Source organism: Actinomadura violacea (genome assembly GCF_017573465.1).
GTDB lineage: Bacteria > Actinomycetota > Actinomycetes > Streptosporangiales > Streptosporangiaceae > Spirillospora > Spirillospora violacea.
This window is the reverse complement of sequence record NZ_JAGEPF010000019.1, coordinates 198,690-224,383: the sequence shown is the minus strand read 5'-3', so window position 1 is coordinate 224,383 and position 25,694 is coordinate 198,690. Positions and strand designations below refer to the sequence as shown.

Here is a 25,694-nt window from a genome sequence, read left to right as displayed (position 1 = left end):
GCTACAGCGACAGGGACGGTTTGAGCTGCTGCAGCCGCGCCAGCAGCCCGTTGACGAACCGGGGCGACTCGTCGGTGGACAGCTCGGTCGCGAGCGCGACCGCCTCGCTGACCGCCACGCCGTCCGGGACGTCCTCCACCCACAGCAGCTCGTAGGCGCCCATCCGCAGGATGTTGCGGTCGACGACCGGCATCCGCTCCAGCGTCCAGCCGGTCGCGTAGGTGGCGATCAGCTCGTCGATCCGCTCCCGGTGCTCCTGGACGCCCTCGATCAGCCGCACCGCGTGCGGGTACTCCGACAGCTCGTCCTGGTTGGGGCGGCCGCGCGCCGCCAGCACCGCCGTCGGCTGCTCCTCGCGCAGCTCCGCCGCGAAGAGGATGTCGAGGGCGAGCTTCCTGGCCTTCGTCCGTGCGGCCATCTCAGCCGCGGCCGAGGTACTCGCCGGAGCGGGTGTCGACCTTGACCTTCTCGCCGGTGGTGATGAACAGCGGCACCTGGATCTGCGCGCCGGTCTCCAGCGTGGCGGGCTTGCTGCCGCCGGTGGAGCGGTCGCCCTGCAGGCCCGGCTCGGTCTCGGTGATCTCCAGCACGACGGCGGCGGGCAGCTCGACGTAGAGCGGGTTCTCGTTGTTGAACGCGATCACGGCGTTCTGCTCGGGCAGCAGGTAGTTCGCGGCGTCGCCGACGGTGGCCGCGGGAATGTGCGGCTGGTCGTAGGTCTCGGTGTCCATGAAGACGAAGTCCTCGCCCTCGCGGTAGAGGTACTGCATCTCGCGCTTGTCCACGCTCGCCACGTCGACCTTGGTGCCGGCGTTGAAGGTCTTGTCGACGACCTTGCCCGACAGCACGTTCTTCAGCTTGGTGCGGACGAACGCGCCGCCCTTGCCGGGCTTGACGTGCTGGAACTCGGTGACGGTCCACAGCTGGCCGTCGAGGTTCAGCGTCATGCCGTTCTTGAGGTCGTTCGTCGTCGCCACTGCGTTGTTCTCCCGGTAGCGGGCCCGCTCGCCGACCGCAGGTCAGAGGACGAGCAGGTCCTTCGTCGTTGTGGTGAGGAGCTCCGGGCCGCCCGGACGAACGACCAGGGTGTCCTCGATGCGGACCCCGCCCCGGCCCGCCAGGTACACCCCCGGCTCCGCGGTGATCGGAACTCGATCCATCAGCTTACCGGTCTTGTCGTACCCCATGAGCGGTGCCTCGTGGATCTCCAGGCCGACGCCGTGCCCGAGGCCGTGCGTGAACTCCTCGCGGTGGCCCGCGCCGTCGATGAGGTCGCGGGCGGCGGCGTCGACGTCCTTGGTCTCGGCGCCGGGGCGGGCGGCGGCGATCGCGGCGAGCTGGGCGCGCAGCACCAGGCCGTAGAGGTCGCGCTGCCAGCCGGCGGGCTCGCCGACGGCGACGGTGCGGGTCATGTCGGCGTGGTAGCCGCCGTAGCGGGCGCCGAAGTCGAGCGTGACCAGGTCGCCGCGCTGCAGCTCGCGGCCGCCGGGATGGTGGTGCGGGACGGCGCCGTTCGGCCCGGACGCGACGATCGACTCGAACGCGACGCCCTCGGCGCCGAGGTCGACCATGGCCCGTTCGAGGGCGATCGCGACGGCCCGCTCGGTGACGCCGGCGCGGATCCGCGGCAGCACGGCCTCGAACGCGCGGTCGGTGATCGAGCACGCCTCCCGCAGCAGGCCGATCTCCGCCTCGTCCTTCACCCGGCGCAGCTCCTCGACGGGGTGGCCGAGCGGGCGCAGCGGGATGTCGGCGGCCTCGCCGAGCGCGGCGTGCCGTTCGACGGTGAGGCCGTGCGGCTCGAAGCCGAGGGCGCGGTGGCCGGCGGCGGCCGCGCGGGTGGTGAGGGCCTCGGCGGTGCGGCGCTCGACCAGGGTCTCCAGGTCGGGGCAGACCTCGGCGGCCATGCCCGCGTACCGGCCGTCAGTGGCGAGCACGGCGGGGCCGTCGGCGGGGACGAGCAGCGCGGCGTTGGAGCTGTCGAGGCCGGTGAGGTAGCGGACGTTGACGAGCCTGGTCACCAGGATCGCGTCCGCGCCGCTCCCGGCGACGAGCCCGGCCAGCCGGCGGCGGCGCGCGCCGTGCGTCTCCTGCATCTGCGTCTCCCCCATGGTCAGGACTCTAGAGCACCCTCCGGCGGCGCGCCGGGGGGCGTCTCGACGCGGTCACAGAACATGAGAAACCCTCGACTTCCCGGCCGCGGGTGGCCTAGCGTGCCTCCGCGAGTGATCGTTTCATCCCGCCCCGTCCCCCCGCACCGGACGTCCCTGGAGGGATTCCCCTTGACCCGAGTCAGCCGCCGAAGATTGCTCGGAACGGGCGCGCTCACCGCCGCCGGAGCCGTGGTCTCCGCCGCCGCGGCGCCCGCCGCCGCCGCGAGGACCGCCGCCCGGCCCGCCACCGCCCCGGCCGCCCCCGCGGCCCAGAACGCCACCGCCGACGTGGTGATCGTCGGCGCCGGGCTGTCCGGCCTCGCCGCCGCCCGCGACCTGGTCGCCGCCGGCCGCTCCGTGCTCGTCCTGGAGGCCCGCGAGCGGCCCGGCGGCCGGGTGTACGGCATGCCGCTCGGCGACGGCACCACCAGCGAGGGCGGCGCCGAGTTCATCGGCCCGACGCAGGACCGGATCGCCGCGCTCGCCAAGGACATGGGCGTCGCGACCTACCTCACCTACAACTCCGGCAAGAACGTCTACTACCGCAACGGCAAGCGGTCCGAGTACGCCACCGACGGCGTCCTGGGAGCGGTCCCACCCGACTGGGGCGTGGTCGACCTCGAAGTGGCGCTGCTCAAGCTCGGGTCGATGGCCAAGGACGTCCCTGTCGGGCAGCCGTGGAAGGCCGCCAAGGCCGAGGAGTGGGACGCGCAGACCTTCTACACCTGGTCGCGGTCCAACTCGCTGAGCAGCGGCGCCCGGTTCCTGATGGACGAGTTCATCAGCTCGACGATGTCGGTGCGCTCGCAGGACGTGTCGCTGCTGTACGTGCTGAACTACATCGCGTCGGCGGGCAACGAGAGCAACGCCGGCTCCGTCGACCGGCTCATCGACACCAAGGGCGGCGGGCAGGAGTCCCGGTTCGTCGGCGGGTCGCAGGAGGTGCCCGTCCGGCTGGCCGCCAAGCTCGGCGACATCGTCCGCTACAACACCGCGGTCCGGTCGATCACGACCGACGGCGGCGGCGCCACCGTCGTCGCCGACGGGCTCACGGTGGCGGCCAAGCGGGTCGTCGTCGCGATGTCCCCGGCCATCGCCGGGAAGATCGACTTCTCGCCGGCGCTGCCCGCGAGCCGCGCGCAGCTGATGCAGCGCTACCCGATGGGCTCGATCTGCAAGTTCGTCGCCGTCTACGACACGCCGTTCTGGCGGGCGGACGGGCTGACCGGCCAGGCCGTCTCCGACAGCGGCGCGATCGACGCGACGTTCGACAACAGCCCGCCGGACGCCTCGCGCGGCATCATGATGGGCTTCATGAACCAGGCCAACATCCGGAAACTGGACGGGGCCTCGGCGGACGAGGTGCGGGCCGCGGGCCTGGCGTCGTTCGCGACCTTCTACGGCGACAAGGCCAAGAGCCCGGTGCGGACGGCGTTCCAGCGCTGGGACAACGAGATCTGGAGCGGCGGCGGCCCGGTCGGGATCGCCCCGCCCGGTGTCCTCACCGGCTTCGGCGAGGCGCTGCGCGCGCCCTGCGGGCCGATCCACTGGGCGGGCACCGAGACGTCCGACTACTGGACCGGCTACATGGACGGCGCCGTCCGCTCCGGCGAGCGCGTCGCCAAGGAGGTCCACGCCTCCCTCTGACGCCCGAACGACGTTCACTTGCGGCGTGTCGGCCTTAAAACGGCCTCCTTGAGGCCGACACGCCGCAAGTCGACGAGGGGCTAGAGGTCGGCGGCCATCTGCTTGACCTTCTCGATGAGGGCGATGCGGCCCTTGTGGTCGCCGGCGATCGGCGACACGTTCAGCGTGGTGATGCCGGACTCCTTCATCGCCGCGAGGCGCTCGCGGACGTGGCCCTCGGAGCCGATCAGCGACATCTTCTCCAGCAGCTCCTGCGGGACCTTCGCGGCGGCCTCGTCCTTCTTGCCGTCGAGGTAGAGGTCCTGGATCTCCTCGGCCTCCTTCTCGAAGCCGTACCGGCGGGCGAGGTCGTTGTAGAAGTTCTTTCCCTTGGCGCCCATGCCGCCGATGTAGAGCGCGGCCATCGGGCGGCCGAACTCCAGGAAGCCCTGCACGTCGTCGCCGATGGCGAGCGCCGCCTGGCCGACGACGTCCAGCTCGCCGAGGGACGGGTCGCGCTTGGCCTTGCCGGCGGCGAGCGAGGCGCCCCACACGTCGGCGGCCTTCTCCGGCATGTAGAAGATCGGCTCCCAGCCGTCGGCGATCTCGGCGGTGAGCTCGACGTTCTTCGGGCCGATCGCGGCGACCATGACCGGGATCGCGGCGCGCACCGGGTGGTTGATCAGCTTGAGCGCCTTGCCGAGGCCGGTGCCCTTCTCGGCGGGCAGCGGCAGCGTGTAGTGCTTGCCGTCGTGCTGGACGCGCTCGCGCCGCCACACCTTGCGGCAGATGTCGATGATCTCGCGGGTGCGGCCGAGGGGCGCGGTGTAGGGGACGCCGTGGAAGCCCTCGATGACCTGCGGGCCGGACGCGCCGATGCCGAGGGTGAACCGGCCGTCGGAGACGTAGTCCAGGCCGGCGGCGGTCTGCGCGATCGCGGTGGGGGTCCGGGAGTAGATGTTCAGGATGCCGGAGCCGATCTCCAGCCGCTCGGTCTTGGCCGCGATGTACCCCATCTGGCTGACCGCGTCGAAGCTGTAGGCCTCCGGCACGTAGACGATGTCGAGGCCGGCCTTCTCGAAGTCGGCCAGCTCCTCGACGGTGTCCTTGAAGCCGCTGCCCGCGTAGTTGAGCCCCATCCCGATGCGCATCCGGCGTCCCTTCCCGTAAAACCGAATCAGATTCCAGTGAACGTAACCTACTCCGCGCCGCCCGCCGGGGCGAGGGCCCGCCGCCTCGACCGGCGGGCCGCGCCGCGCTAGCCGAGCGCCGGGCCGCGCAGCGCCTCCAGCGCGGGCCGGAACAGGTCGGCGCGGATCCCGCCCACCACCCGGCCGTCCTTGCCGGCCAGCGACCCGGCGAGCTCCAGCGCCGCCGGCAGCACGCCCGCCTCGTCGGCGGTGCGCTGCACGATCCCGGCCGCCATCGCCTGGTCGGCGTTGTACCGGCGGCCGGTGACCATCGCCTCGTGCGCGGTGCGCTTGGGCAGCCGCGCGTCGATGAGCGCGTTCATGCCCGGCGTGAACGTCATGCCGAGGTCGACCTCGGGCAGGCAGAAGTAGCCCCGGTCGGTGCGCATGACGGCGAAGTCGTGGGCGAGCGCGAGCATGCCGCCGCCCGCGAACGCGTGCCCGTTGAGCGCGGCGACCGTCGGCATCGGCAGCTCCAGCAGCCGCGCGTAGAGGGCGTGGATGCGGCCGAGGTACGGCTCGAACTCGTCGCGGTGGGCGCCGAGCCAGTCCAGGTCGAGGCCGTTGGAGTAGAACTTGCCCGTCCCGGTGGTGATCAGGGCGCCCGGCCCCTCGTTCTTCTCGACGGTGTCGAGCGCGCCCTCGACCGCGCTGAGGAAGTCGGGACTGAACCGGTTCTCGCCGTCGTCGAAGCGCAGGACGTAGACGTCGCCGTCGCGCCGCAGATCGATCACGCTGGTCTCCTTCGTGTCGGTGCCCGAACCGACCCTACTGGCCGGTAGCCGGCGGGAAGATCATGCAGGTCGTCGTGCCGTGCGCGACGAGCTTGCCGTCCGCGTTCACGATCCGCCCCTCGGCGGTCGCGACCTTCCGCCCGACATGGACGGTCGTTCCCTCGCAGGTCAGCCTGCCACCCTCCAGCGGCACCGCGCGGACGAAGTTGACCTTCAGCTCCAGCGTCGTGTAGCCGGCGCCCTCCGGCAGCGAGGTGTGCACCGCGCAGCCCATCGCCGAGTCCAGCAGCGCGGACAGCACGCCGCCGTGCACGGTGCCCAGCGGGTTGCTGAAGTCGGTGCGCGGCGCGAGCGAGAAGACGACGCGTCCCGGCTCCAGCGCCTCCGCCGCCATGCCGAGCAGCGCGCCGATGCCGTAGCCCTCCTCGGCCCCCTTGTTGATCAGCGCCTTCAGCTGTTCGAGGCCCGCCGTGGTCGCCGTGCCCGCCATCGCTCCCCCTCATGCCACTAGGTATGACGTCCGTCATAAGCACGGTGGGCTATGACGACCGTCATGGTCAATGCGAGAAGCTTATGATGAATGTCATAATCGATGCATGGGCACCGACAGCCGGGAACGCATGGTGCGCAGCGCCGCCTATCTCTTCCGCGAGCGCGGCTACAGCGGCACCGGGTTCCGCGACGTCATCGCGCACAGCGGCGCGCCGCGCGGGTCGATCTACCACCACTTCCCCGACGGCAAGGCGCAGCTCGCCGAGGAGGCCGTCCGCTACGCCGGCGAGTTCCTCAACGCGGGCATCCTCGCCGCCACCGAGGGCGGCGACGCCGCGTCCGCCGTGGACGCCTTCGTCGGCTGGTGGCGGCAGGTGCTGATCAAGAGCGAGTTCCGGGCCGGCTGCCCGATCGTCGCCGTCACCGTGGAGAGCCACGACGACGCCCCGCAGCTGGCCTCCGCCGCCGCGGCCGCGTTCGACCGCTGGCAGGACACGCTCGCCACCGGGCTCGGCAACGCCGGCGTCCCCGACGACCGGGCCGCCCGCCTCGCCCGCCTCATCGTCGCCGCCGTCGAGGGCGCGACGATCCTCTGCCGCGCCCACCGCGACGTCGCGCCCCTCGACGACGTCGTCGCCGAGCTCAAGGAGATGACGAGGAACGCCGTCCAGGACGATTGAGCGGAGCCCTGCGCTCCGCCGGCGCTCCGCTCCGGGCACCGCGTAGAAAGCACCGCCGCCGTGTGGGGCGCTGGGGCGGGGTCAGTGGGATTCGGCGAGGAGTTCGGCGACCGCCTGGAGGGCGAGGACGTAGGACATCATGCCGAAGCCGGCGATGGTTCCGGTGGCGACGCCCGCGACGACGGAGGTGTGCCGGAACTCCTCGCGGGTCGCCGGGTTGCTGATGTGCACCTCGACGAGCGGCGCGGTGCGCTGGGCGAGGGCGTCGCGCAGCCCGTAGGAGTAGTGGGTGAACGCGGCCGGATTGAGGACGACCGGGAGCCGCTCGTCGGCGGCCTCGTGCACCCAGCGGATCAGCTCCGCCTCGTCGTCGGTCTGCCGGACCTCGACGGTCAGGCCGAGGCGGCCGCCGGTGTCGCGGCACAGCGCGGCGAGGTCGTCGAGCGTCGCCGCGCCGTACACCTCGGGCTCGCGGCTGCCGAGCCGCCCGAGGTTCGGCCCGTTCAGCACCAGCACGCGGCTCATCGGGAGACCTCCTCATAAGCGGCTGCGAGCAGGTCCTCGTCCGGGCCTTCGAGGCGGCCGGGCTCGGCGATGCCGTCGAGGACGACGAACCGGAGCGTCGCGCCGCGCGACTTCTTGTCGATGGTCATGGTCGCGCGCAGGCCGGGCCAGTCGGCGGCGTAGGAGACGGGGAGGCCGACGGAGGCGAGGACGTCGCGGTGCCGCCGGACGACGTCGGCGGGCAGCCGGCCGGCGAGGCGGGCGAGCTCGGCGGCGTAGACCATGCCGATCGCGACGGCGTGGCCGTGCCTGAACCTGTAGTCCTCGGCCTTCTCGATGGCGTGCGCGAGGGTGTGCCCGTAGTTGAGGATCTCCCGAAGGCCGCTCTCCTTGAGGTCGGCGGAGACGACGTCCGCCTTGACCTGGATCGCGCGTTCGACCAGCTCGCGGGTGTGCGGCCCGGCCGGGGACGCGGCGCCCTCCGGGTCGTCCTCGACGAGGTCGAGGATCTTCGGGTCGGCGATGAACCCGGCCTTGATGATCTCGGCGAGGCCGCTGATGTAGTCCTCGCGCGGCATCGTGACGAGGGTGGCGAGGTCGCACAGCACGCCCGCGGGCGGGTGGAACGCGCCGACGAGGTTCTTGCCCTCGGGGACGTTGATGCCGGTCTTGCCGCCGACCGCCGCGTCCACCATGCCGAGCAGCGTGGTCGGGACGAGCACGGACCGCACCCCGCGCAGCCACGACGCCGCGGCGAAACCGGCGAGGTCGGTGGTGGCGCCGCCGCCGACGCCGACGACGGCGTCGGTGCGGGTCATCCCGGCCCGGGCGAACGCCGACCAGAGCCCGGCGAGGACGCCGACCTCCTTGGCGGCCTCGCCGTCCGGGACGGGCAGCGCGAGCACCGCGTACCCGGCGTCCTCCAGGGCGCCGCACACCGGGCGGGCGATCTCGGGGAGGCCCTCGGCGTGCACCACCGCGACCGTGCGGGCGCGGTCGCCGACCATCGCGGGCAGCTCGGCGAGGACGCCGGTGCCGATGACGACGTCGTAGGGGTCGGCGCCGCCGACGTGGACCCGCGCCGAGGTCATGCCGCCTCCAGCGCCTTGACGATCTCCTCGGCGACGTCGGCGGGCTCGCGCCCGTCGGTGTCGACGTGCAGGGTGCCGAGCCGCTCGTAGATCGGGAGCCGCTCCTCCAGCAGCTTGCGCATCTGGCTGCGCGGGTTCAGCACCAGCAGCGGCCGCGCCGCCGCGAGCCCGACCCGCTTGATCGCCTCGGAGAGCCCGACGCGCAGGTAGACGACGGTGTGCCCGGCGAGCAGCTCCTGCGTCTCGGCGGCGAGGACGGCGCCGCCGCCGAGCGCGACGACGCCCTCGTGCTCGGCGAGGGCCGCGGCGACGGCGGCGCGCTCCAGCTCGCGGAAGCGCTCCTCGCCGTCGTCGATGAAGATCTCGCCGATCGGCTTGCCGGCGGCGGCCTCGGTGTCGGCGTCGGTGTCGCGCAGCGGCACGCCGAGCCGTTCGGCGAGGGCGGTGCCGACGGTGGTCTTGCCCGATCCGGGCGGCCCGATCAGGACGGCCTTCGGTCGCGTCATAGTGCGCCGGTCCACTTCACTTGATGGTGAGCGAGGACAGGTATCCCCGCAGGTTGCGGGCGGTCTCCTCGGCGGAGTCGCCGCCGAACTTCTCCAGCGCCGCGTCCGCGAGCACGAGCGCGACCATCGCCTCGGCGACGACGCCGGCGGCGGGCACCGCGGTGACATCGCTGCGCTGGTTGATGGCCTTGGCGGGCTCGCCGGTCCGCACGTCGATGGTGTCGAGCCGGCGCGGGACGGTGGAGATCGGCTTCATCGCGGCGCGGACCCGCAGCACCTCGCCGGTGGTCATGCCGCCCTCGACGCCGCCGGCCCGGTTGGTGCGGCGGCGGATCCCGTCGGGGGTGTTGTCGATCTCGTCGTGCGCGCGGGAGCCGGGGCGGCGCGCGGTGGTGAACCCGTCGCCGAGCTCGACGCCCTTGATCGCCTGGATGCCCATGAGGATGCCGGCGAGCCGCGAGTCGAGGCGCCGGTCCCAGTGGACGTGGCTGCCGAGGCCGGGCGGGAGCCCGTAGGCGAGGACCTCGACGACGCCGCCGAGGGTGTCGCCGGCCTTCTTCATCTCGTCGATGTGCGCGACCATCGCCGCGGACGTGGCGTCGTCGAAGCAGCGCACCGGGCTCTCGTCGACGGCGGCGAGGTCGTCCGGGCCGGGCAGGACGCCGTCGGGCGCCTCGACCTCGCCGAGCGCGATCACGTGGCTCAGCACGTCCACGCCGAGCGCCTGCTTGAGGAACGCCTTGGCGACGGTGCCGAGCGCGACGCGCGCCGCGGTCTCCCGCGCGCTGGCCCGCTCCAGGACGGGCCGCGCGTCGTCGAAGCCGTACTTCTGGATGCCGACGAGGTCGGCGTGGCCGGGGCGCGGCTGCGACAGCGGCGCGTTCCGGGCCTGGGCGGCGAGCACGTCGGGGTCCACGGGGTCGGCCGACATGACCGTCTCCCACTTGGGCCACTCGGTGTTGCCGACCTGGATCGCGACGGGCCCGCCGAGGGTCGTCCCGTGCCGGACCCCGCCGAGGATCGTCACCTGGTCCTGCTCGAACTTCATCCGGGCGCCCCGCCCGTGGCCGAGCCGCCGGCGGCGCAGGTCCTCGGCGATGTCCCCCGAGGTCACGCGCACGCCGGCCGGCAGCCCCTCCACGATCGCGGTCAGGGCCTGGCCATGGGACTCCCCCGCGGTCAACCAGCGCAGCATGCCGACGATCCTATTGACTCCGCGCCCCCGCCCGTGACCGCGTCCACCATCTGAGAGCGCGTCCGCGATCCGGGACGGCGGCCGCCGCCGTGATCAGGGCGTTTCCGCGGGGCGCGCGCCGTCCTTCCACGACCCGTGGCGGACGAGGTCCCCGAACGGCCTGCGCATCGAGCGGAGCCTGGCCGTGTCGGCGGGGCGGACGGCGTCGGCGCGGGCGTACCCGATGGTGATGACGCCGACGATCGCGATCTCCGGCGGGACGTCCAGGAGGGCGGCCAGCTCGTCCTTGGCCGGGACGGTGGCGAAGCCGCTGGCGAGGCCCTCGTTGATCGCGGCGAGCTGGATCAGCATCAGCAGGGCGCCGGAGTCCACCCACCAGTAGGGGGCGGGCCACTCCATCTCCCTGCCGTCGATCAGCTTGTCGGGCTTGGTGTAGCGGGCGTGGTAGTCGTCTTCGCAGATGCCGAGCACCATCAGGACGGGCGCGACCGACAGCCACGGCGGCTCGCCGTCGCGCGTGTAGACCGGCTCCTGGGCCAGTTCCGCGATCCGCGCGCGGGTCGCGGGATCGGTGACGACGATGAGGCGGTGGCCCTGGCTGAAGCCGCCGCTGGGCGCCTTGCGCACCATGGCGGCGATCCGCTGGACCGCTTCGGCGGGGACGGGGTCGCGGCGGTAGCGGCGCACCATCCGGCGGGCGGCGAGCACGTCGTCGAAGTCCATCGGGCTCCTTCGGGATCAGATCCCCCGGCCGAGGCCGCCGTCGACGACGAGCGTGGTGCCGGTGACGAAGCCGGCCTGCTCGCCGGCGAGGAACGCGGCGACCGCGCCGAAGTCGGACGGGCGGCCGAGGCGGCCGAGGGGGATGGACGCGGCGACCTCGTCGAGGTCGGCCATCGACGCGACGGCGGGCGTCCGGTGGTAGCCGGGGGCGAGGACGTTCACGGTGATCCCGGCGGGTCCGAGCTCGCGGACCAGCGTCCGGGCGAATCCGGCGAGCGCGGGCCGGACGGTGCTGGACAGCCCGTAGCGTGGCGTCGGCTGCCGCATCGTCTCCGAGGCGATCATCAGGACGCGGCCCCAGCCGGCGTCCCGCATGTGCGGCAGCGCCGCCTGGACGAGCGCGACATGGCCGAGCACGCACAGCTCGACCGCCGCGCGGAAGTCGTCCAGACTCCGGCCGAGGACGGGGCCGCCGGGCGGGCCGCCCGCGTTGGTGACCAGGACGTGCGGGCCGCCGAGGCCGGCGGCGGTGCGGTCGACCCAGGCGGCGGCCGCGTCGTGGTCGAGGACGTCGAGCCGGGTGGGGACGGTGCGTCCCGGCCCGGCCTTGTCGATCTCGGCGGCGGCGCGGTCGAGGCGGGCGGGGTCGCGCCCGCAGATCGCGACGTCGGCGCCGGCGGCGGCCAGCTCGCGGGCGGTGGCGAGGCCGAGGCCGCTGGTCGCGGCGGCGACCATGGCGACGCGTCCGGTGAGCCCGAGGTCCATCAGGCCGCTCCCTCCCCGTGCGAGGTCCGCGCGTCCCGCGTCCGGCCCGCTGGACGCGGTGGCGCCGGGACGAGCGGGTAGCCGTAGCGGGCCAGCAGCGGCAGCGCGAGCGCGGTGGCGAGCAGGCGGGCCGGCGCGGGCTGCGTGCGGGTCCACGCGTCGTCCTCGCGGATGCGGACGGCGCCGCGGCGCAGCCGGTCCGGGTTGCCGGTGACGGTGTGGTTGACGCCGAGGTCCGCGCGGCCGTCCGCGCCGACGGGCGGGTCGCCGTCCAGCCCGGCGTGCGCCATGACGCGGGCGAGGGACCCGCGCGGGTCGGCGGTGAAGTCCTCGTATCGCAGCCGAAGGCAGCGGCGCGGGAACGCGTGCGCGATCCGTTCGGAGGCGAGGTTGAAGCCGGTCCAGTACGCGGTGCTGCGGGCGGCGCCCATCGCGGGGATGTACTCCTTGGCGCGCCGCCACGACTCGGCGGTGGCGCGCGGGTCCCGGACGACGTGCAGGACGCGGGCGTCCACGCCCTGCGCGCCGCACAGCGCCGCGGCCTCGGCCGGGAACTTGCCGGTGTCGACGATCAGCCGCGCCCCCGACTCCTCGGCGATCGCCGCGTACAGCGCGGCGAGGGCGGAGGCGGCGGGATGGCCGGCGCGGGCTCCGCACGCCTCGGCGAGGCGGCGGCCGGTGTGCCGGGTGCGCAGCGCGGCCTGCTGGAGCCGGACGGCCCGCTCGGCGTGCCGCTCGGGATCGTCGCCGGCGACGCGGGCGACGACGCCCTTCCACAGCGGGCAGGACGCGACGTCGAGGCCGCAGCCGCACAGCGTGTTGGTGCCGCGGCCGAGGATCCCGTTCGTCCACAGGTAGCGGAGCTCGCCGACGTGGACGACGCCGCCGCACTCCCCCAGCAGGTTGCCGAGCAGCGTCGTCCCGCTGCGGCACCAGCCGGTGACGTAGAGGACGCGGACCATCAGCGGCGTCCTGCCCCGGCCACCTTCCGCACGGCCGTCACCAGGTGGTCGCGGTCGCGTTCGGTGAGGTTGGCCGACAGCGGGACGTCGACGGACTCGTCGAGGCGCGCGGCGGTGACGGGGAACTCGGCGCGGGCGCGCGCGGGGTCGGGGAACAGGAACCGCCAGTTCCAGAAGGCGCGCACGTTGGTGTCGCCGGGGTCGCCAAGCGCGCGGGCGTCGATGCCCTCGGCGCGCAGCGCGGCGGCCGTCCAGGCGGTGGCCTCGGCGCCGGCGCCGGGCAGCCGGAACACCAGGGCCTCGCCGAGGTAGGCGTGGTCGGCGACGGGGCGGCGCAGCGCGATGCCGGGGACGTCCGCGAGCCGTCCGGCGACGTCGTCGTAGTTGCGGTGGTGCGCGGCGAGCCGCTCGGGCAGCCGCCGCAGCAGCGCGGACGCCAGCGCGGAGCGGATCTCGTCCATCCGCAGCCCGAAGATGGGGTAGGCGAGGTCGTCGACGGGCGGCGGCGCGCCGTCGAAGTGCCGGGCCATCCGCCCCTCGTAGGCGCCGGAGTAGACGACCGCGCGGGCGTGCACGGCGGGGTCGCGGGCGAGCAGGAACCCGCCCTCGCCGGTGTTCAGCGACTTGTCGGACTGGGTGCTGAACGCACCGGCGTCGCCGAAGGTGCCGAGCGGGCGGCCGCCCAGCCGGGCGCCGAGCGCGGGCACCGCGTCCTCGACGACCGGGATGCCGTGCTCGCGGGCGACGGCGCAGATCGCGTCCATGTCGGAGGCGAACCCGCGCATGTGCACCACCACGACCGCGCGGACCTCGGGGGTGAGGCGGCGGCGCAGGTCCGCGACGTCCAGGTGCAGGTCGTCGTCGCACTCGACGAGCAGCGGGCGGTGCCCGGCGAGCAGGATCGCGCTCGGCGTCGCGGCGAACGTGAACGCGGGGCAGGCGACCAGGGAGCCGGGCGGCAGGTCCAGCGCGAGCAGCGCGAGGGTGATCGCGGCGGTGCCGCTCGCGCAGGCCAGCGCGTGCGGGGCGGCGAAGAACGCGCACAGCTCCCGCTCCAGCCGGCCGGTCCGCGTCTCGGTGTGGGGCCGGTGGTCGTAGCGGAAGTAGAGGCGGGCCCGGACGGCGTCGAGCGCGGCCTCCAGGTCCTCCTCCTCGATGAAGACGTCGCCCTTGTCGTAGGTGGGCCAGGGGTCGGTGCGCACGGGTTCGGCGCCGTCGATCGCGAGCGGTCCCGGTTGAACGTCCACGGTCATGGCGTCTCCTCTGGGGGGAACAGGAGGCTGGAGGGGGCGGGCGGCGCCAGCGCGAGCACGGACGGCACCTCGGCGGGCCGGGCGCGGCGCAGCAGCGCGTATCCGAGGCCGGACGTCCCGGCGAGCAGGCCGGGGGCGGGCTCGGGCAGGGCGGTGCGCAGGGCGGCGTGGGGCAGGGGTTCGCCGAGGGCGGCGAGCGCCTCGTGGACGGCGGACGTGCCGTGGCAGAGCGAGTCGTCCGGGGCCGCGGCGTTCCGGAGGACGGCCGCCGCGGCTGCGCGGGACCGCTCCAGCCGGGCGGCGGCCGACGGGTACCGGGCGGCCAGTTCCAGGCGGGCGAGCACGACGCCCGCCGCGCCCTGGCACCAGCCGGGGTCGGCGCCCGGTGCGCACTCCCCGGCGGCGAGGGACAGCGCGCGGGACGCCAAGCGGGGATCGGGGGACAGCCCGTCCAGCCGGGCGAGGGCGACCGCCGCGCCGGACGCGCCGTACCCGAACCCCGGCTCGGTCAGGTCGCGGGCGAGGAGCCGCTCGCCGGCGGCCCGCGCGATGCCCGCGACCTGCTCGCCGGGCAGGACGGCGTGCAGGGCGAGCGCGCTGAGCAGCGCGCCCGCCTCCCCGTCCAGGACGTCGGCGGACGGCGGGCCGGGCGGGGCCGGGAGCAGCGCGTCGCGGGCCGCCTCGGCGAGGTCGCGGCGGCCGTGGACGGCGGCGGCGTGCGCGAGGTGGTAGACGGGGCCGAGCGGCGGGACCGTTCCCGGGACGCCGGATGCGGCGGCGAGCCGCGCGGCGACCTCGTCGGCGACGCGTTCGGCGAGCCCGGCGACCCACGATTCGCCGGTCACGGCGGACAGGTGGCTGAGGAACAGCCCGATGCCGGGCAGGCCGCCGTACAGGCCGAGGCCGGCGGGCGCGACGCGGCGCGTCCGCGCGTCCACGACCTCGATGCCGAGCCAGCCGATCCGGTCGCCGGAGCGGACCGCCGCCGCGTCCAGCCGCCGTGCGATGCCGAGCGCGTCGCGCAACGGGTCAGCGGACGGGCGCGGCGCGCGCACGGGGCCCGGGGCAGGGGCGGGCGGCAGGGCGGCCAGGCTCGCGTCGATGATCCCGGTCTGCACGGCGAGGTCGTCCTCGCCGAGGGCGGCGAGCCGCGCGGCGGTCTCCTCCAGCGGCGCGGCGGGCAGCACGTCAGGGAGGCGCGTCCCGTCCTCCAGCCACACGTCCCGGTGGCCGGGGCGGACCTCGAAGACGGGCACCTCCCCGCGCCACAGCGCCGCCTTCTCCGCGGCGACGAGCGCGCCGCGGTGCGGGACGCCCGGCCAGCCGGCGTCGAGGCGGGCGAGGCCGCGCTCCCGGTGGGCGGCGTCGCGGACCGCGTCCGGCAGCCGGCTCTCCAGCAGCAGCCGGACGTACAGGAACGTCGACAGCTGGATCAGCCGGACGGGGACGTCGGCGCACCCGTGCAGCGGCCCGCCGGGCGCGAGGAGCCCGGTCCCGGCGGCGGCGAGGCGGCGGTAGGCGGCGGTGTACCCGGCGACGAGCGCGTCGCGGTGCGGGCGCGGGTCGACGGTGCCGCCGCCGGGGAGCCGGAGCCGTCCGGCCGGCGGCGGGACGGTGCGGTAGCCGAGGCGGAACCGCATCCGGTCGGTGCCGGGGTCGTCGACCAGCGGCGTCGGGATGAGGGAGCGCCGGTCGGGGACGGTCCCGAGCGGGCTGATGTCGATGCCGAAGGGCCGCTCGGTGAACACGTCCGGCATGACGAGCGGGCCGGGCAGCAGCCCGGTGCGCAGCACGGACGCCTCCAGCCGCTCGGCCGCCGGGTCGCCGAGCCGGGCGCGGCGGGCGCCCGGCTGCGTCCCGGACGTGTGGAACAGCGCTTCGAGGTCGATGACGACGGGGTCCGCGCCCGCCGCGATCACGTTGTCGGCGTGCAGGTCGTAGCCGTGCACGGCGTGGGTGAGCGCGAGCAGCGCGCCCATCCGCCAGAAGAACGCGGGGAGGTCGCCGGGCGCGCAGGGCGCGGGCTCGATGTACTCGCTCCAGCCGCGGTCGCCGCGGTCGAGGAGGCGCGGGCGGCGCAGCGGGTGCGGGACGCCGGCGTCGTTGAACCAGCCGAGGAGCCGGTCGAAGCACAGGTCGACGGCGAGGGAGCGGGGCTTGTGGACGAGGACGGCGCGCTCGAACCGGACGATCGCGACGGTGCGGCCGCCGCGGTGCGTCTCCGCCTGCCCGAACTCGACGCCGGTCGGCGCGCCGAGGCCCTCCGCTCCGCCGAACCCGGCGGTGAGGGCGGGCAGGTCGGCGGCCAGCTCGCGGGCGAACGCCAGCCGCGCCGCCACCCAGTCGTCGAGGATCTCGACGACCTGCCGCGCGAGCACGGGGTAGGCCGCCCAGATCGGCAGGGCCCGCGCGGGGTCGGCGAGGCGGCGCACGAAGGCCGCGTACCGGTCCCGCGGCGTGCCGCCGTCGAGGCCGCGGGCGGACGCCGCCGCCAGCTCCTCGGTGAGGGCGGGCTGGACGGCCATGGTGAGCCAGCCGAGCGGGGGCGCGGCGGCGAGCAGGCCGGGCAGGCCGTCCGGGACGTCCGGCCCGAGGTCGGACAGCAGGCATTCGCGCAGCGTGCGGCGCGCGTCGTCGATGAGCGGGCGGGCCGCCTCCAGCAGCCCGAGGTCCTCGGTGGACGGGGCGCGGGGCGGGGTCTCCCAGGCGGTGCGGAACCGGCGGTGCCACTCGGGTTCGGCGCCGCACGGCTCGCCGGGGCGGGCGGCGCGCCGCCACGGGACGCCGGCGAGCGCGGGGGCCGCGGTGCTCATCGGCCGTCGCCCGGCGCCCCGGCCGGCGGTCTCTCCCGCAGCGGCGGGCCGTCCGCGACCTCGGCGCTCTGAGCCTCCGCGGCCTCGGCGGTCTCGGCGGCGGCGAGGGCGGCGGCGAGGGCGGCGGCGCGCAGCGGGCAGCCGGGGGCGGGCCGGGCGGCCGGCCTGGTGCCGGTCCCGGCGCGTTCGTCGATGATCGGGTCGGCGAATGCGGCGGCCCGCCCGCCCTCTTTTTCCGGGTGCCGCATGTATTCACCGCCTCGAGCCGGAGAAGTCCAATCCGCAAAGCCGTTCTATCACGGTGAATTTCGTCCGACAAGAACACCCCGGGCCCTTTTCATTTCGCCGGACATTGCTTACTCTCGGGCTGGCACGGCGCAAGATCGCACCGTGCGGCATCGGCGCCGCGCGGCCCGCCCGCCCGAGAACCGGGACGGTGCGGGGCGCGCGTGATGGGAGCTCCCGTGCTGGACTACCTCATCGACGACCCCGCCCTGCGCGAGCGCGGGCCGGGCGAGGAGCTGGCGGTCGCGGTGGCCCGGGCGGCCGGCGGCGACGCCGCGGTCCGCGTCCGCAGGCCGCTGACCGCGCTGTTCCCGCTGGCCTCGACGCGGCCCCGGCCGACCGTCCGGGAGCAGACCAAGGGCGGCACCGTCACCGGCGGGCCGCTGCGGTACGTGCGCGAGCTGCCCGGCGAGGGCGGCGGCGCGAGCGGGACCGCCTACCGGGCGACGCCCGAGGCGGTGTTCCGCGCGTCGGCCGCCAAGGCCGAGCTGACGGAGATCTCGGTGGCCGTGGCGGTGCCCGCCGAGCTGCGCCGCGATCCCGCGCTGCTGGCGCGGTTCGTCGAGCACCGCGTGATCGTCCGGCTGTGCACGGTGGAGAACGAGGTGCTGCTGCACGGCAGCGGCGACGGCGCGATCACCGGGCTGCTGAACCTGGAGGGCCTGCGCCGGCTGCCCGCGCCGGACGTCCTGGACGCCCCGGCCGGCACCGCGCTGGACGCGCTGATGGCGGCGTGCGCCGAGGTGGAGGAGACCGGCGGGTCCTGCGACGGGCTGGTCATGCACCCGGCGCTGTACTGGCGGCTCGTCGGGGCGGGCGCGCTGCCCGCGCTGGACTCGGCGGGCCTGCGGATCACCCGGACCCGCATGATCGCGCGGGACCGGGTGCTGCTCGGCGACTTCCGCGCGGGCGTGACGCTGCTGGACGGCGAGGAGTCGGTGCTGGCGCTGCGCGGCGACGGCGACGCGGCGACGATCACCGCGTCGATGCCGCTCGGGCTGGCGGTGCACCTCCCCCAGCACTTCGTCCTGCTGAGCCTTTGACCGGTGCGCCGGGCGCCCCCGGACGGGCGCCCGGCGCACCGCCTCCGATGGCGGGGCCCCGCGCACGCCGGGCCCCGGTGCTCCCGAAGGGAAGGTGACCGGCATGCGCACGACTCCGTGGTGATCGCTCCCGTCCCGCCCGTCCCGGCCGAAGGGGAGGTGACCGCGATGCGCACGCCCCCGTGGTGACGAGCGCCCGCACGCGAGGTCCCGAGTGAGCGCGGGGAGGTGACACGCATGCGCACGAAGCCGTGGTGACAATTCATTTCCAAAAATGGCATGACGGTATCGCGGCAATGGCCCGCCCGCCGGGCGGACTAATGGCCGCCGCGGCTCCCGGTGAATTCCGGGCCGACCGTCCAGGCCATTGATCAGGGTCGCGCCCCGCCTTCGGCGGAAACGGCGCGGCGGCGCCCGCGGCCGCTTTCGGGGTCGCGGGCGCCGCGCTGCCCGGCGGCGCCCGCGAGGGCCGCGGCGAGCATTCCGGCGGCGAGGCCCGCCCACGCCGCGTCGAACCCGCGCGCCGACGGCTCGTGCAGCACGGCGGCGAGGCCGCCGATGCCGGCGGCGGCGCCCGCCGACCGCGCCAGCATGATCAGCGCGCTGCCGCTGCCGTACCGGGCGGGCGGGACGGCGCGCATCGCGATCGTCTCCACCGCGACGGCCGTGGCCGCCATGCCGGCAGTGCCGACGACGAGCGCGGGTAGCACGACGATGGCGTAGTCGCGTCCCGCTCCGGCGGCGCCGGCGGCGAGCGGCCAGCACCAGCCGGCGGCGCCGGTGATGCCGCCCGCGACGGTGACGGCCCGCGCGCCCGCCCGCCGCACCAGCGGCCCGGCGCACCAGGACACGGCGGCGGAGGTCAGCGGCCCCGGGGTGAGCGCGAGCGCGGCGGTCAGCGCGGAGTAGCCCCACCGCTCGGTGAGGAACAGCGCGACGCACAGCGCGACCGCGAACTGGGTGACGCTCATCAGCGCCATCGCCGCGTTGCCCGCCGCCGTCGACGCGGCGCGCAGCAGCGCGAAGTCCGCGGCGGGGCGCGGGTGGCGCAGCGACCTGCGCACGCCGAGCCAGGTCAGCGCGGTGCCGCCGGCCGCGGCGCCGAGGACCCCGGGGTGCATCCAGCCCCACACCGGTCCCTGGACGAGGCCGAGGATCAGCGCGGCGACGCCGCCCGCGAGCAGCGCCACCCCGGCGAGGTCGGGCAGGCCGCGTCCGGTCCGCGTCCCGGCCGGGATCCCGGCGGCGCCGCAGGCCAGCGCGAGCGCGCCGAGCGGCAGGTTGATCAGGAAGATCCACCGCCAGCCGCCGAGCGCCATCAGCGCGGAGCCGAGCGCGGGCCCGCTCGCGCCGGCGATCCCCGACACCGCGCCGAGCAGCCCGAACGCGTGCCCGGCGCGGCCGGGGAACTCGCTGAGCCCGACGGAGATCGCGAGCGCGACGACCGCGCCGCCGCCCGCGGCCTGCAGCAGCCGGGCGAGCACCAGCCCGAGCGGGCCGGGCGCGAGCGCGCAGGCGGCCGAGCCGGCGGTGAACACCGCGAGCCCGGCGAGGAAGATCCGCTTGGGCCCGAGCCGGTCGGCCATGCCGCCGGCGGGCAGCAGCACGGCGGCGAACACGACGGTGTAGCCGGTGATCGTCCAGGACAGCCCGGTGAGGGTGCTGCCGGGGTAGGCGCGCAGCAGCCGCGGGATCGCGACGCTGACGACGTTGTAGTCGATCACCGCCATCACGTTGGCGAGGATCACCGACGTCAGCGCCAGCGCCCGGCGGCGCGCGGGCCTCACGGCGCGGCGGCGGCGCTCGCCCGGCGGGCGAGATCCTCCTCGATGGCGCGCTTGCGGACCTTCCCGGTCGGCGTCTTCGGCAGCTCGGCGACGACCTCCAGCCGGTCCGGCTCGTAGCCGGGGGTCATCCCCGCCTCCCGGACGAGCCGGTGCAGGTCCGCCAAGGCGGGCGGGTCGCCCGCCGGGACGACGACGGCGACGACGGTCTCGCCGAGCAGCGGCTCGGGCTCGCCGACCACCGCGATCTCGGCGACGTTCGGGTGGGCGCGCAGCACCTCCTCGACGGCGACGGCGGGCACGTGCAGCCCGCCCTTGTTGATCAGGTCCTTGGTCCGGCCGATGATCTTGATGCCGCCGCGGCCGTCCGGCCGGGCGAGGTCGCCGGTGACGAACCAGCCGTCGTGCAGCGACGCGGCGAAGACGTCGTCGGCGCCCTCGTAGCCGAGGCACAGGTTCGCGCCGCGCACCTCCAGCCGGCCCGGGCCGTCGACCGGCGCGCCGTCCTCGCCGACCAGCCGGACCTCCATCCAGTCGACCGGCCGCCCGTCGCTGCGCGCCGCCCAGTCCGGCGGGTCGCCGTCGCGGCCGATGGTGACGCCGCCGTTCTCGGTCATCCCCCACAGCGGGCGGACGGGGAACCCGAACGTCTCGCGGAACCGGGCGGGCAGGCCGGGCGGGATCGGGGTGGAGCCGGTGACCATGTGCCGCAGCGCGAGCGGGCGCGGGTTCTCCCGCTGCTCGGCGACCAACTCGTCCAGGATCAGCGGGGTGAAGTACGCGGTGGTGATGCCGTACTCGGCGGCGAGGTCGAGGAAGTCGCCGGGCTTGAACGCGTCCGCCCACACCGCCGCCGCGCCCGCGACGAGCGGCGCGAGCATCCCGTACAGCCAGCCGCCCTGACCGCCGACGATGCACGGCGTGGACAGCACGTCGTCGGGTCCGAGGCCGAGCGGCACGGTGAACGAGCGCGCCATCGCGTACAGGGTGTTGAACGAGTGCCGGACGCCCTTGGGGCGGCCGGTCGTCCCCGAGGTGTACATGATCTGGAAGACGTCGTCGCCGCCGGGGCGGTGCGCGGGCGGCGCGGCGTCGCAGGCCAGCAGCCCGTCCTCGAACCCGACGGCGCCCTCGGGGACCTTCTCCCCGACGACGATCTGGTGCCGCAGCGCGGGCAGCCGGTCGCGCATCCCGGCGATGGTCGCGGCGATGTCGAGGCCGCGCACCTCGTCCAGCGACACCACCGCGGACGCGCCGGACTCGCGCAGGATCCACTCGGTGTCGGCGGGGCCGGAGGCGATGTAGTACGGGACGACCGCCGCGCCCGCGCGGCCGCAGCCGAGCGCGAGGACGGTCGCCTGCCACTGGTTGACCAGCTGCATCGCGACCCGGTCGCCGGGCCGCACGCCGAGCGCCGCGAGGCCGGCGGCGCAGCGCTCCACGCGCTCGGCGAGCCGCGCCCAGCTCAGCACGGTGTCGGGGCCGCCGGCGGTCTCCCAGAAGTGGCCGACCACCGCCGGCCGGTCCGGCGCGGCGGCGGCCCGCGCGGCGAGGTCGTCCAGGAACGTCCCGTCCCGCCACCAGCCGCGCGCGCGGTAGTCCTGTCCATCGTGGAGGTTCGTCACCTTTGACCCCTTCCATCCCAGGTATCTTGATCATGACCGCGGGACGCGGGGCGGGACAACGGTGACTGTTGACGAAGACGGGGCCGCCGGACGGGCGGACCGTCGGCGGCCGGGAGGTGGCGGGGTGCGCGAGGTGACCGAGGTGCGCGGAGTGGGCGAGGTGCGTGGGGTGCGCGAGGAACTGCTCGACCAGGCGCGGGTGTGCGCCGCGCAGGGATCGCCGATGTACGCCGAGCTGCTGGCGCGGGCGGCGGACGACGCGGACGCCGGCGGGCCCGTCGCGGACGTGCTCGCGGACCGCGCGTCCAGCGCGCTGGCGCTGCGGATGCTCGGCACCGTCCACCGGATCGTGCTGGAGGGCCGCGCGCCCGCGCTCGCCGCGCACTACCCGACGGCCGGCGGCACCGCCGACCCGCTCGCCGCGTGGCCGGCGTTCCGCGACGTCCTGGCCCGGCACACCGCCGAGGTCCGCGCCGGGCTCGCCGACGCGCCGCAGACCAACGAGGTCGGCCGGGCCGCGCCGCTGGTCGGCGGGCTGCTGGCGGTCGCCGCCGCGACCGGGCTGCCGGTGCGGCTGCTGGAGATCGGCGCGAGCGCCGGGCTGAACCTGCGCGCCGACCACTACCGGCTGCTGTCGGAGACCGGCGGGTACGGGCCGGACTCGCCGGTCGTCCTGCCGGACGCGTGGCGCGGCACGCCCCCGAAGGCCGTCCCGCTGCGGATCGCCGAGCGGCTCGGCTGCGACCTCGTCCCGCTCGACGCGGCCGCGCCCGAGGGGCGGCGGCGGCTGCTGTCGTACGTGTGGCCCGACCAGAGCGCCCGCGTCGCGCGGCTGCGGGCGGCGCTGGAGGTGGCGGCGCGGGTCCCGGCGACGGTGGTGCGCGCCGGCGCCGGGGACTTCCTGGACGGCCTGGCGCCCGAGCCCGGCGCCGTCACCGTCGTCTGGCACTCGGTCATGATGCAGTACCTGCCGGACGAGGAGGCCGCGCGCGTCCGCCGGCACGTCGAGGCGGCCGGCGCGGCGGCGTCCTCCGGCGCGCCGGTCGCGCACCTGGCGTTCGAGCCGCCCGAGGCCGCGCACATCACCGGCACGCCGCTGCTGACCCTGCGCCTGTGGCCGGGCGGCGAGCGGCGCGTCCTCGGCGAGGCCCCGCCCCACGGCCTCCCCTTCACCTGGTACTAGCCGGCCTCCCGCCAGTCGAGGAGGGGCCCGGCGAGGTCGCGGATCGCGGCGAGGAGGCCGAGCCGGTTCGCGCGCAGCGCGGGGTCCTCGTCCATGACCATGACGTCGCCGAAGTAGGCGTCGATCGGGCCGGGCATCCCGGCGGCGGCCCGCACGAACTCCGGCAGCGCGGGACGCGGCGGGAGCGCGTCGCGGAGCCGGGTGAACGCCTCGGCGAGGCGGCCTTCGGCGGGCTCGGCGAACAGGCCGGGGTCGTACCCGGCCTCCGTCCCCTCGGGCACGATCCTCAGCACCCGCTGCAGCGCCGTGGTGAGCCGGGCGAACTCGTCCGTGCGGAGCAGTTCGGCCAGGTCGGACGCGGCGCGGGCGGCGCGGGCCGGGTCGCCGGCGAGCGGCCGGACGGCCCGGACCGCCGGGATCGGCAGCCCCTCGTCCAGCAGGCTCTGCTCCAGCCGCCGCGCGGTGAACCGCTCCGCCTCGGCGAGCGCGTCCGGCGGCACCTCGACGGGCTGGTGCCGGGCCGCGATCGCGAGCCCGTCGCCGACCGTGAGCGGGGCACCGGTCGTGAGCGCGGCCGGCGACGGGACGGCGCGCAGGATCGCGAGCAGCCCGAGCGCGGCGCGGCGCAGCCCGAACGGGTCGGACCCGCCGGCCGGCGCGGCGCCCACCGCGAACAGCCCGGCGAGCAGGTCGAGCCGGTCCGCGGCGGCGAGCACGGCGCCCGCGGCCGACGCGGGCACCGCGTCCCCGGCCGAGCGCGGCAGCTCCATCTCGTAGAGGGCCTGCGCGACGGCGGCGTCCTCCCCGGCGCGCCGGGCGTACTCGCGCGCCATCGTCCCGGCGAGGCCGGGCAGCTCGATGACCATGGCCGAGGCCAGGTCGAACTTGGCGAGCGCGGCGGCGCGGTCGAGGACCGCGCGCTCGGCCCCGCCGAGGCCGCCGCGGTCGGCCCCGCCCAGGCCGCCGCGGTCGGCCCCGCCCAGGCCGCCGCGGTCGGCCCCGCCGAGGCCGCCGCGGTCGGCGATGTCCCCGGCGATCGCGGCGATGCGCGCCGACCGGTCCGCCATGGAGCCGAGCCGTTCGGTGAACGTGAGCCGGTCCAGCCCGCGCTTGATGTCGTCGGGGGCCCGGCGGAGATCCTGCTCGAAGAAGAACGCGGCGTCCTCGTAGCGCGCGCGGAGGACGGCCTCGTTCCCGGCGCGGACCGCGTCGCGGTCGCATTCGCCGTTGGCGACGGTGACGAAGTGCGGCAGGAGCCCGCCGGACCGCCCGCGCACCGGCAGGTACCGCTGGTGCTTGCGCATGACGGTGGTGAGGATCGCCTCGGGCAGGTCGAGGTACTTCGCGTCGAACGACCCGAGGATCGCGACGGGCTCCTCGACCAGGTCGACGATCTCCTCGACGAGGTCCTCCTCCGCGGCGAGGTCGACGGTCCCGCCGTGGCCGGCGGCGAGCGCCAGCGCGTCCTCGACGATGCGGGTGCGCCGCCGCGCCGGGTCGGGCTCGATGCCGTGCTCCCGCAGGACGCCGATCAGCGACAGCGCGTCCGGCACCGGGACGCGGGAGGGGTCGGCGGCGCGATGGACGTCGGTCGCGGGGCCCTGGTTCAGCTCGTCCACCACGATCTCCCGGTGGCCCAGCAGGGCGAGCACACGCCGGACGGGCCGCGCGAACGACAGGCCGGGGAGGTTCCAGCGCATGTTCTTGCCGGCGCGCAGCCCGGAGACGATCTCGGGGACCAGCCTGTAGAGGACCTGCGCGGCGGGCTTTCCGGCGACCGTCCGGACGTGCGCCACGTACTGCTTGCCGCCGATGGTGGTCTCCCGCACGTCGGCGACGTCGATGCCCTGCCCGCGCGCGAACCCGAGCAGCGCCCGCGTCGGCTCCCCGGACGCGTCGTAGGCGGCGGCGAGCCTCGGCCCCTTCACGACCTCCTCGGTGTCCGGGGACTTCGGCTCCACGTCCCGGACGACGACGATGAGGCGGCGGGGAGTCGAGAACGTGTCGATGGTGGAGGCGTCGGTGAGCAGGCCCGCCGCCTCCAGTCCGGCGCGGAGCCGCTCCGCGACGGCCTTCGCCGCGGGGCGCACCTCGGCCGGCGGCAGCTCCTCCACGCCGATCTCCAGCGCGAACGCGGCCGGTGCGGCGATCTTGGGGAGGAGCGCCTTCTCCAGGGTGAACGCGGGGACGGTGGCGTCGCCGAGGGGATGGCCGAGTTCGGCGCGGCGCTCGACCCACAGGGCGGCGACCTCGTGCGCGAGGCCCCGCATCCGCGCGAACGCGCGGGCCCGCTCGGCGGTGCCGATCGCGCCGCGCGCGTCCAGCACGTTGAACGCGTGCGAGCACTTCAGCACGCAGGAGTGGGCGGGGACGGGCAGCCGGGCGTCCAGCATCCGGCGCGCCTCGGACGCGTACGTCTCGAACAGCTCGCGGTTCGCCGCGATGTCGGCGTCGTCGAGGTAGTAGCGGCTCATCTCGTATTCGGCCTGCCCGAACGCCTCCCCATAGGAGATTCCTGGGGTGTAGGCGATGTCCTTGAAGTGGGACACGCCCTGCAGCGCCATCATGATGCGCTCGACGCCGTAGGTGATCTCGACCGAGACGGGGTCGAGCGCGATCCCGCCGGACTGCTGGAAGTAGGTGAACTGGGTGATCTCCAGCCCGTCCAGCCACACCTCCCAGCCGAGCCCCCACGCGCCGAGCGCCGGCGACGCCCAGTCGTCCTCGACGAACCGGACGTCGTGGGCGCGCAGGTCGACGCCGAGCGCGGCGAGGCTGCCGAGGTACAGCTCCTGCGCGTTCCCCGGCTCCGGCTTGAGGATCACCTGGAACTGGGTGTGGGTCTGCAGCCGGTTCGGGTTGTCGCCGTAGCGGGAGTCGTCCGGGCGGACGCTCGGCTCGACGTAGGCGACGCGCCATGGCTCGGGCCCGAGGACGCGCAGGGCGGTGTTCGGGTTGAGCGTGCCCGCCCCGACCTCGGTGTTCATCGGCTGCCCGACGAGGCAGCCGTGCCCCGCCCAGTACTCGGTGAGCCGGATCAGGCCGTCCTGCATGGTGAGCACGGTGGTTCTCCCAACGGGGTCGAGC

23 protein-coding genes are annotated in these 25,694 nt (G+C 75.5%); 4 read left to right on the top strand and 19 right to left on the bottom strand.

Features of this window, described 5'->3' with window-relative positions; translation table 11 throughout:
* Window position 1 precedes the first annotated feature (1 nt).
* Genes nusB through J4709_RS30815 form a run of 3 tightly spaced genes read right to left on the bottom strand, consistent with a single transcriptional unit; the run spans window position 2 to window position 2,111 of the window.
* Window positions 2-418 (bottom strand): transcription antitermination factor NusB, encoded by a 417-nt coding sequence (nusB, locus tag J4709_RS30825; RefSeq protein ID WP_208245778.1) that lies wholly within the window; start codon window positions 416-418, stop codon window positions 2-4.
* Between the two features lies 1 nt (window position 419).
* A complete protein-coding gene (gene efp, locus J4709_RS30820) occupies window positions 420-977 on the bottom strand; it encodes an elongation factor P (RefSeq protein WP_173100044.1) in 558 nt (185 codons plus the stop codon).
* A gap of 42 nt (window positions 978-1,019) precedes the next feature.
* Window positions 1,020-2,111, bottom strand: coding sequence for a M24 family metallopeptidase (locus J4709_RS30815; RefSeq protein WP_232384231.1), 1,092 nt, complete (start codon window positions 2,109-2,111; stop codon window positions 1,020-1,022).
* A 171-nt stretch (window positions 2,112-2,282) separates the two neighbouring features.
* Between J4709_RS30815 and J4709_RS30810 the strand changes: the two genes are divergently transcribed.
* Window positions 2,283-3,800, top strand: coding sequence for a flavin monoamine oxidase family protein (locus J4709_RS30810; protein ID WP_208245776.1), 1,518 nt, complete (start codon window positions 2,283-2,285; stop codon window positions 3,798-3,800).
* Between the two features lie 80 nt (window positions 3,801-3,880).
* Here J4709_RS30810 and J4709_RS30805 read toward each other — a convergent pair whose 3' ends face one another.
* The 3 genes from J4709_RS30805 to J4709_RS30795 form a co-directional block, all read right to left on the bottom strand.
* On the bottom strand, window positions 3,881-4,930 hold the full coding sequence (locus tag J4709_RS30805; RefSeq protein WP_208245774.1) for an LLM class F420-dependent oxidoreductase: 1,050 nt from the start codon (window positions 4,928-4,930) through the stop codon (window positions 3,881-3,883).
* A gap of 107 nt (window positions 4,931-5,037) precedes the next feature.
* Window positions 5,038-5,703: an enoyl-CoA hydratase-related protein gene (locus tag J4709_RS30800; protein ID WP_208245772.1), complete on the bottom strand. Its 666-nt coding sequence runs from the start codon at window positions 5,701-5,703 to the stop codon at window positions 5,038-5,040.
* A 34-nt stretch (window positions 5,704-5,737) separates the two neighbouring features.
* Complete coding sequence (locus tag J4709_RS30795) at window positions 5,738-6,193, bottom strand: PaaI family thioesterase (RefSeq protein ID WP_208245770.1); 456 nt, start codon at window positions 6,191-6,193, stop codon at window positions 5,738-5,740.
* Between the two features lie 106 nt (window positions 6,194-6,299).
* On the opposite strand from J4709_RS30795, the gene J4709_RS30790 reads away from it, so the two are divergent.
* Window positions 6,300-6,875 (top strand): TetR/AcrR family transcriptional regulator, encoded by a 576-nt coding sequence (locus J4709_RS30790; protein WP_208245768.1) that lies wholly within the window; start codon window positions 6,300-6,302, stop codon window positions 6,873-6,875.
* 81 nt (window positions 6,876-6,956) lie between these two features.
* Here the strand turns inward: J4709_RS30790 and aroQ are convergent, their stop codons facing one another.
* The 10 genes from aroQ to J4709_RS30740 form a co-directional block, all read right to left on the bottom strand.
* On the bottom strand, window positions 6,957-7,400 hold the full coding sequence (aroQ, locus tag J4709_RS30785) for a type II 3-dehydroquinate dehydratase (RefSeq protein ID WP_208245766.1): 444 nt from the start codon (window positions 7,398-7,400) through the stop codon (window positions 6,957-6,959).
* Window positions 7,397-8,470 (bottom strand): 3-dehydroquinate synthase, encoded by a 1,074-nt coding sequence (gene aroB, locus J4709_RS30780; protein ID WP_208245764.1) that lies wholly within the window; start codon window positions 8,468-8,470, stop codon window positions 7,397-7,399. Before aroB ends, aroQ begins: the two co-directional genes overlap by 4 nt.
* Window positions 8,467-8,976 (bottom strand): shikimate kinase, encoded by a 510-nt coding sequence (locus J4709_RS30775; RefSeq protein WP_208245762.1) that lies wholly within the window; start codon window positions 8,974-8,976, stop codon window positions 8,467-8,469. Before J4709_RS30775 ends, aroB begins: the two co-directional genes overlap by 4 nt.
* 16 nt (window positions 8,977-8,992) lie before the next feature.
* On the bottom strand, window positions 8,993-10,171 hold the full coding sequence (gene aroC, locus J4709_RS30770) for a chorismate synthase (RefSeq protein WP_208245760.1): 1,179 nt from the start codon (window positions 10,169-10,171) through the stop codon (window positions 8,993-8,995).
* A 93-nt stretch (window positions 10,172-10,264) separates the two neighbouring features.
* On the bottom strand, window positions 10,265-10,894 hold the full coding sequence (locus J4709_RS30765; RefSeq protein WP_208245751.1) for a nitroreductase family protein: 630 nt from the start codon (window positions 10,892-10,894) through the stop codon (window positions 10,265-10,267).
* A 15-nt stretch (window positions 10,895-10,909) separates the two neighbouring features.
* Window positions 10,910-11,659 carry an SDR family NAD(P)-dependent oxidoreductase gene (locus J4709_RS30760; RefSeq protein ID WP_208245749.1) on the bottom strand — a complete coding sequence of 250 codons (750 nt, stop codon included), beginning with the start codon at window positions 11,657-11,659 and terminating at the stop codon, window positions 10,910-10,912.
* Window positions 11,659-12,621: a sulfotransferase gene (locus J4709_RS30755; protein WP_208245747.1), complete on the bottom strand. Its 963-nt coding sequence runs from the start codon at window positions 12,619-12,621 to the stop codon at window positions 11,659-11,661. The genes J4709_RS30760 and J4709_RS30755 overlap by 1 nt, the downstream gene beginning before the upstream one ends.
* Window positions 12,621-13,874 (bottom strand): DegT/DnrJ/EryC1/StrS family aminotransferase, encoded by a 1,254-nt coding sequence (locus tag J4709_RS30750; RefSeq protein WP_208245746.1) that lies wholly within the window; start codon window positions 13,872-13,874, stop codon window positions 12,621-12,623. Before J4709_RS30750 ends, J4709_RS30755 begins: the two co-directional genes overlap by 1 nt.
* Window positions 13,871-16,687, bottom strand: coding sequence for a type 2 lanthipeptide synthetase LanM family protein (locus J4709_RS30745; RefSeq protein WP_208245744.1), 2,817 nt, complete (start codon window positions 16,685-16,687; stop codon window positions 13,871-13,873). The genes J4709_RS30750 and J4709_RS30745 overlap by 4 nt, the downstream gene beginning before the upstream one ends.
* Window positions 16,684-16,935, bottom strand: coding sequence for a hypothetical protein (locus J4709_RS30740; protein ID WP_208245742.1), 252 nt, complete (start codon window positions 16,933-16,935; stop codon window positions 16,684-16,686). The genes J4709_RS30745 and J4709_RS30740 overlap by 4 nt, the downstream gene beginning before the upstream one ends.
* 204 nt (window positions 16,936-17,139) lie before the next feature.
* On the opposite strand from J4709_RS30740, the gene J4709_RS30735 reads away from it, so the two are divergent.
* A complete protein-coding gene (locus J4709_RS30735; protein ID WP_208245740.1) occupies window positions 17,140-18,015 on the top strand; it encodes a family 3 encapsulin nanocompartment shell protein in 876 nt (291 codons plus the stop codon).
* A 371-nt stretch (window positions 18,016-18,386) separates the two neighbouring features.
* On the opposite strand, the gene J4709_RS30730 is transcribed toward J4709_RS30735, so the two are convergent.
* Together J4709_RS30730 and J4709_RS30725 are read right to left on the bottom strand one after the other, a co-directional pair.
* Window positions 18,387-19,802, bottom strand: a complete 1,416-nt coding sequence (locus J4709_RS30730) for an MFS transporter (RefSeq protein WP_208245738.1) — start codon at window positions 19,800-19,802, stop codon at window positions 18,387-18,389.
* Window positions 19,799-21,424 carry an AMP-binding protein gene (locus J4709_RS30725; protein ID WP_208245735.1) on the bottom strand — a complete coding sequence of 542 codons (1,626 nt, stop codon included), beginning with the start codon at window positions 21,422-21,424 and terminating at the stop codon, window positions 19,799-19,801. The genes J4709_RS30730 and J4709_RS30725 overlap by 4 nt, the downstream gene beginning before the upstream one ends.
* A 124-nt stretch (window positions 21,425-21,548) precedes the next feature.
* Between J4709_RS30725 and J4709_RS30720 the strand changes: the two genes are divergently transcribed.
* Complete coding sequence (locus tag J4709_RS30720) at window positions 21,549-22,607, top strand: DUF2332 domain-containing protein (RefSeq protein ID WP_208245733.1); 1,059 nt, start codon at window positions 21,549-21,551, stop codon at window positions 22,605-22,607.
* Here the strand turns inward: J4709_RS30720 and J4709_RS30715 are convergent.
* A complete protein-coding gene (locus J4709_RS30715) occupies window positions 22,604-25,660 on the bottom strand; it encodes a glycine--tRNA ligase (RefSeq protein WP_232384284.1) in 3,057 nt (1,018 codons plus the stop codon). The genes J4709_RS30720 and J4709_RS30715 overlap by 4 nt on opposite strands.
* Window positions 25,661-25,694: the final 34 nt, after the last annotated feature.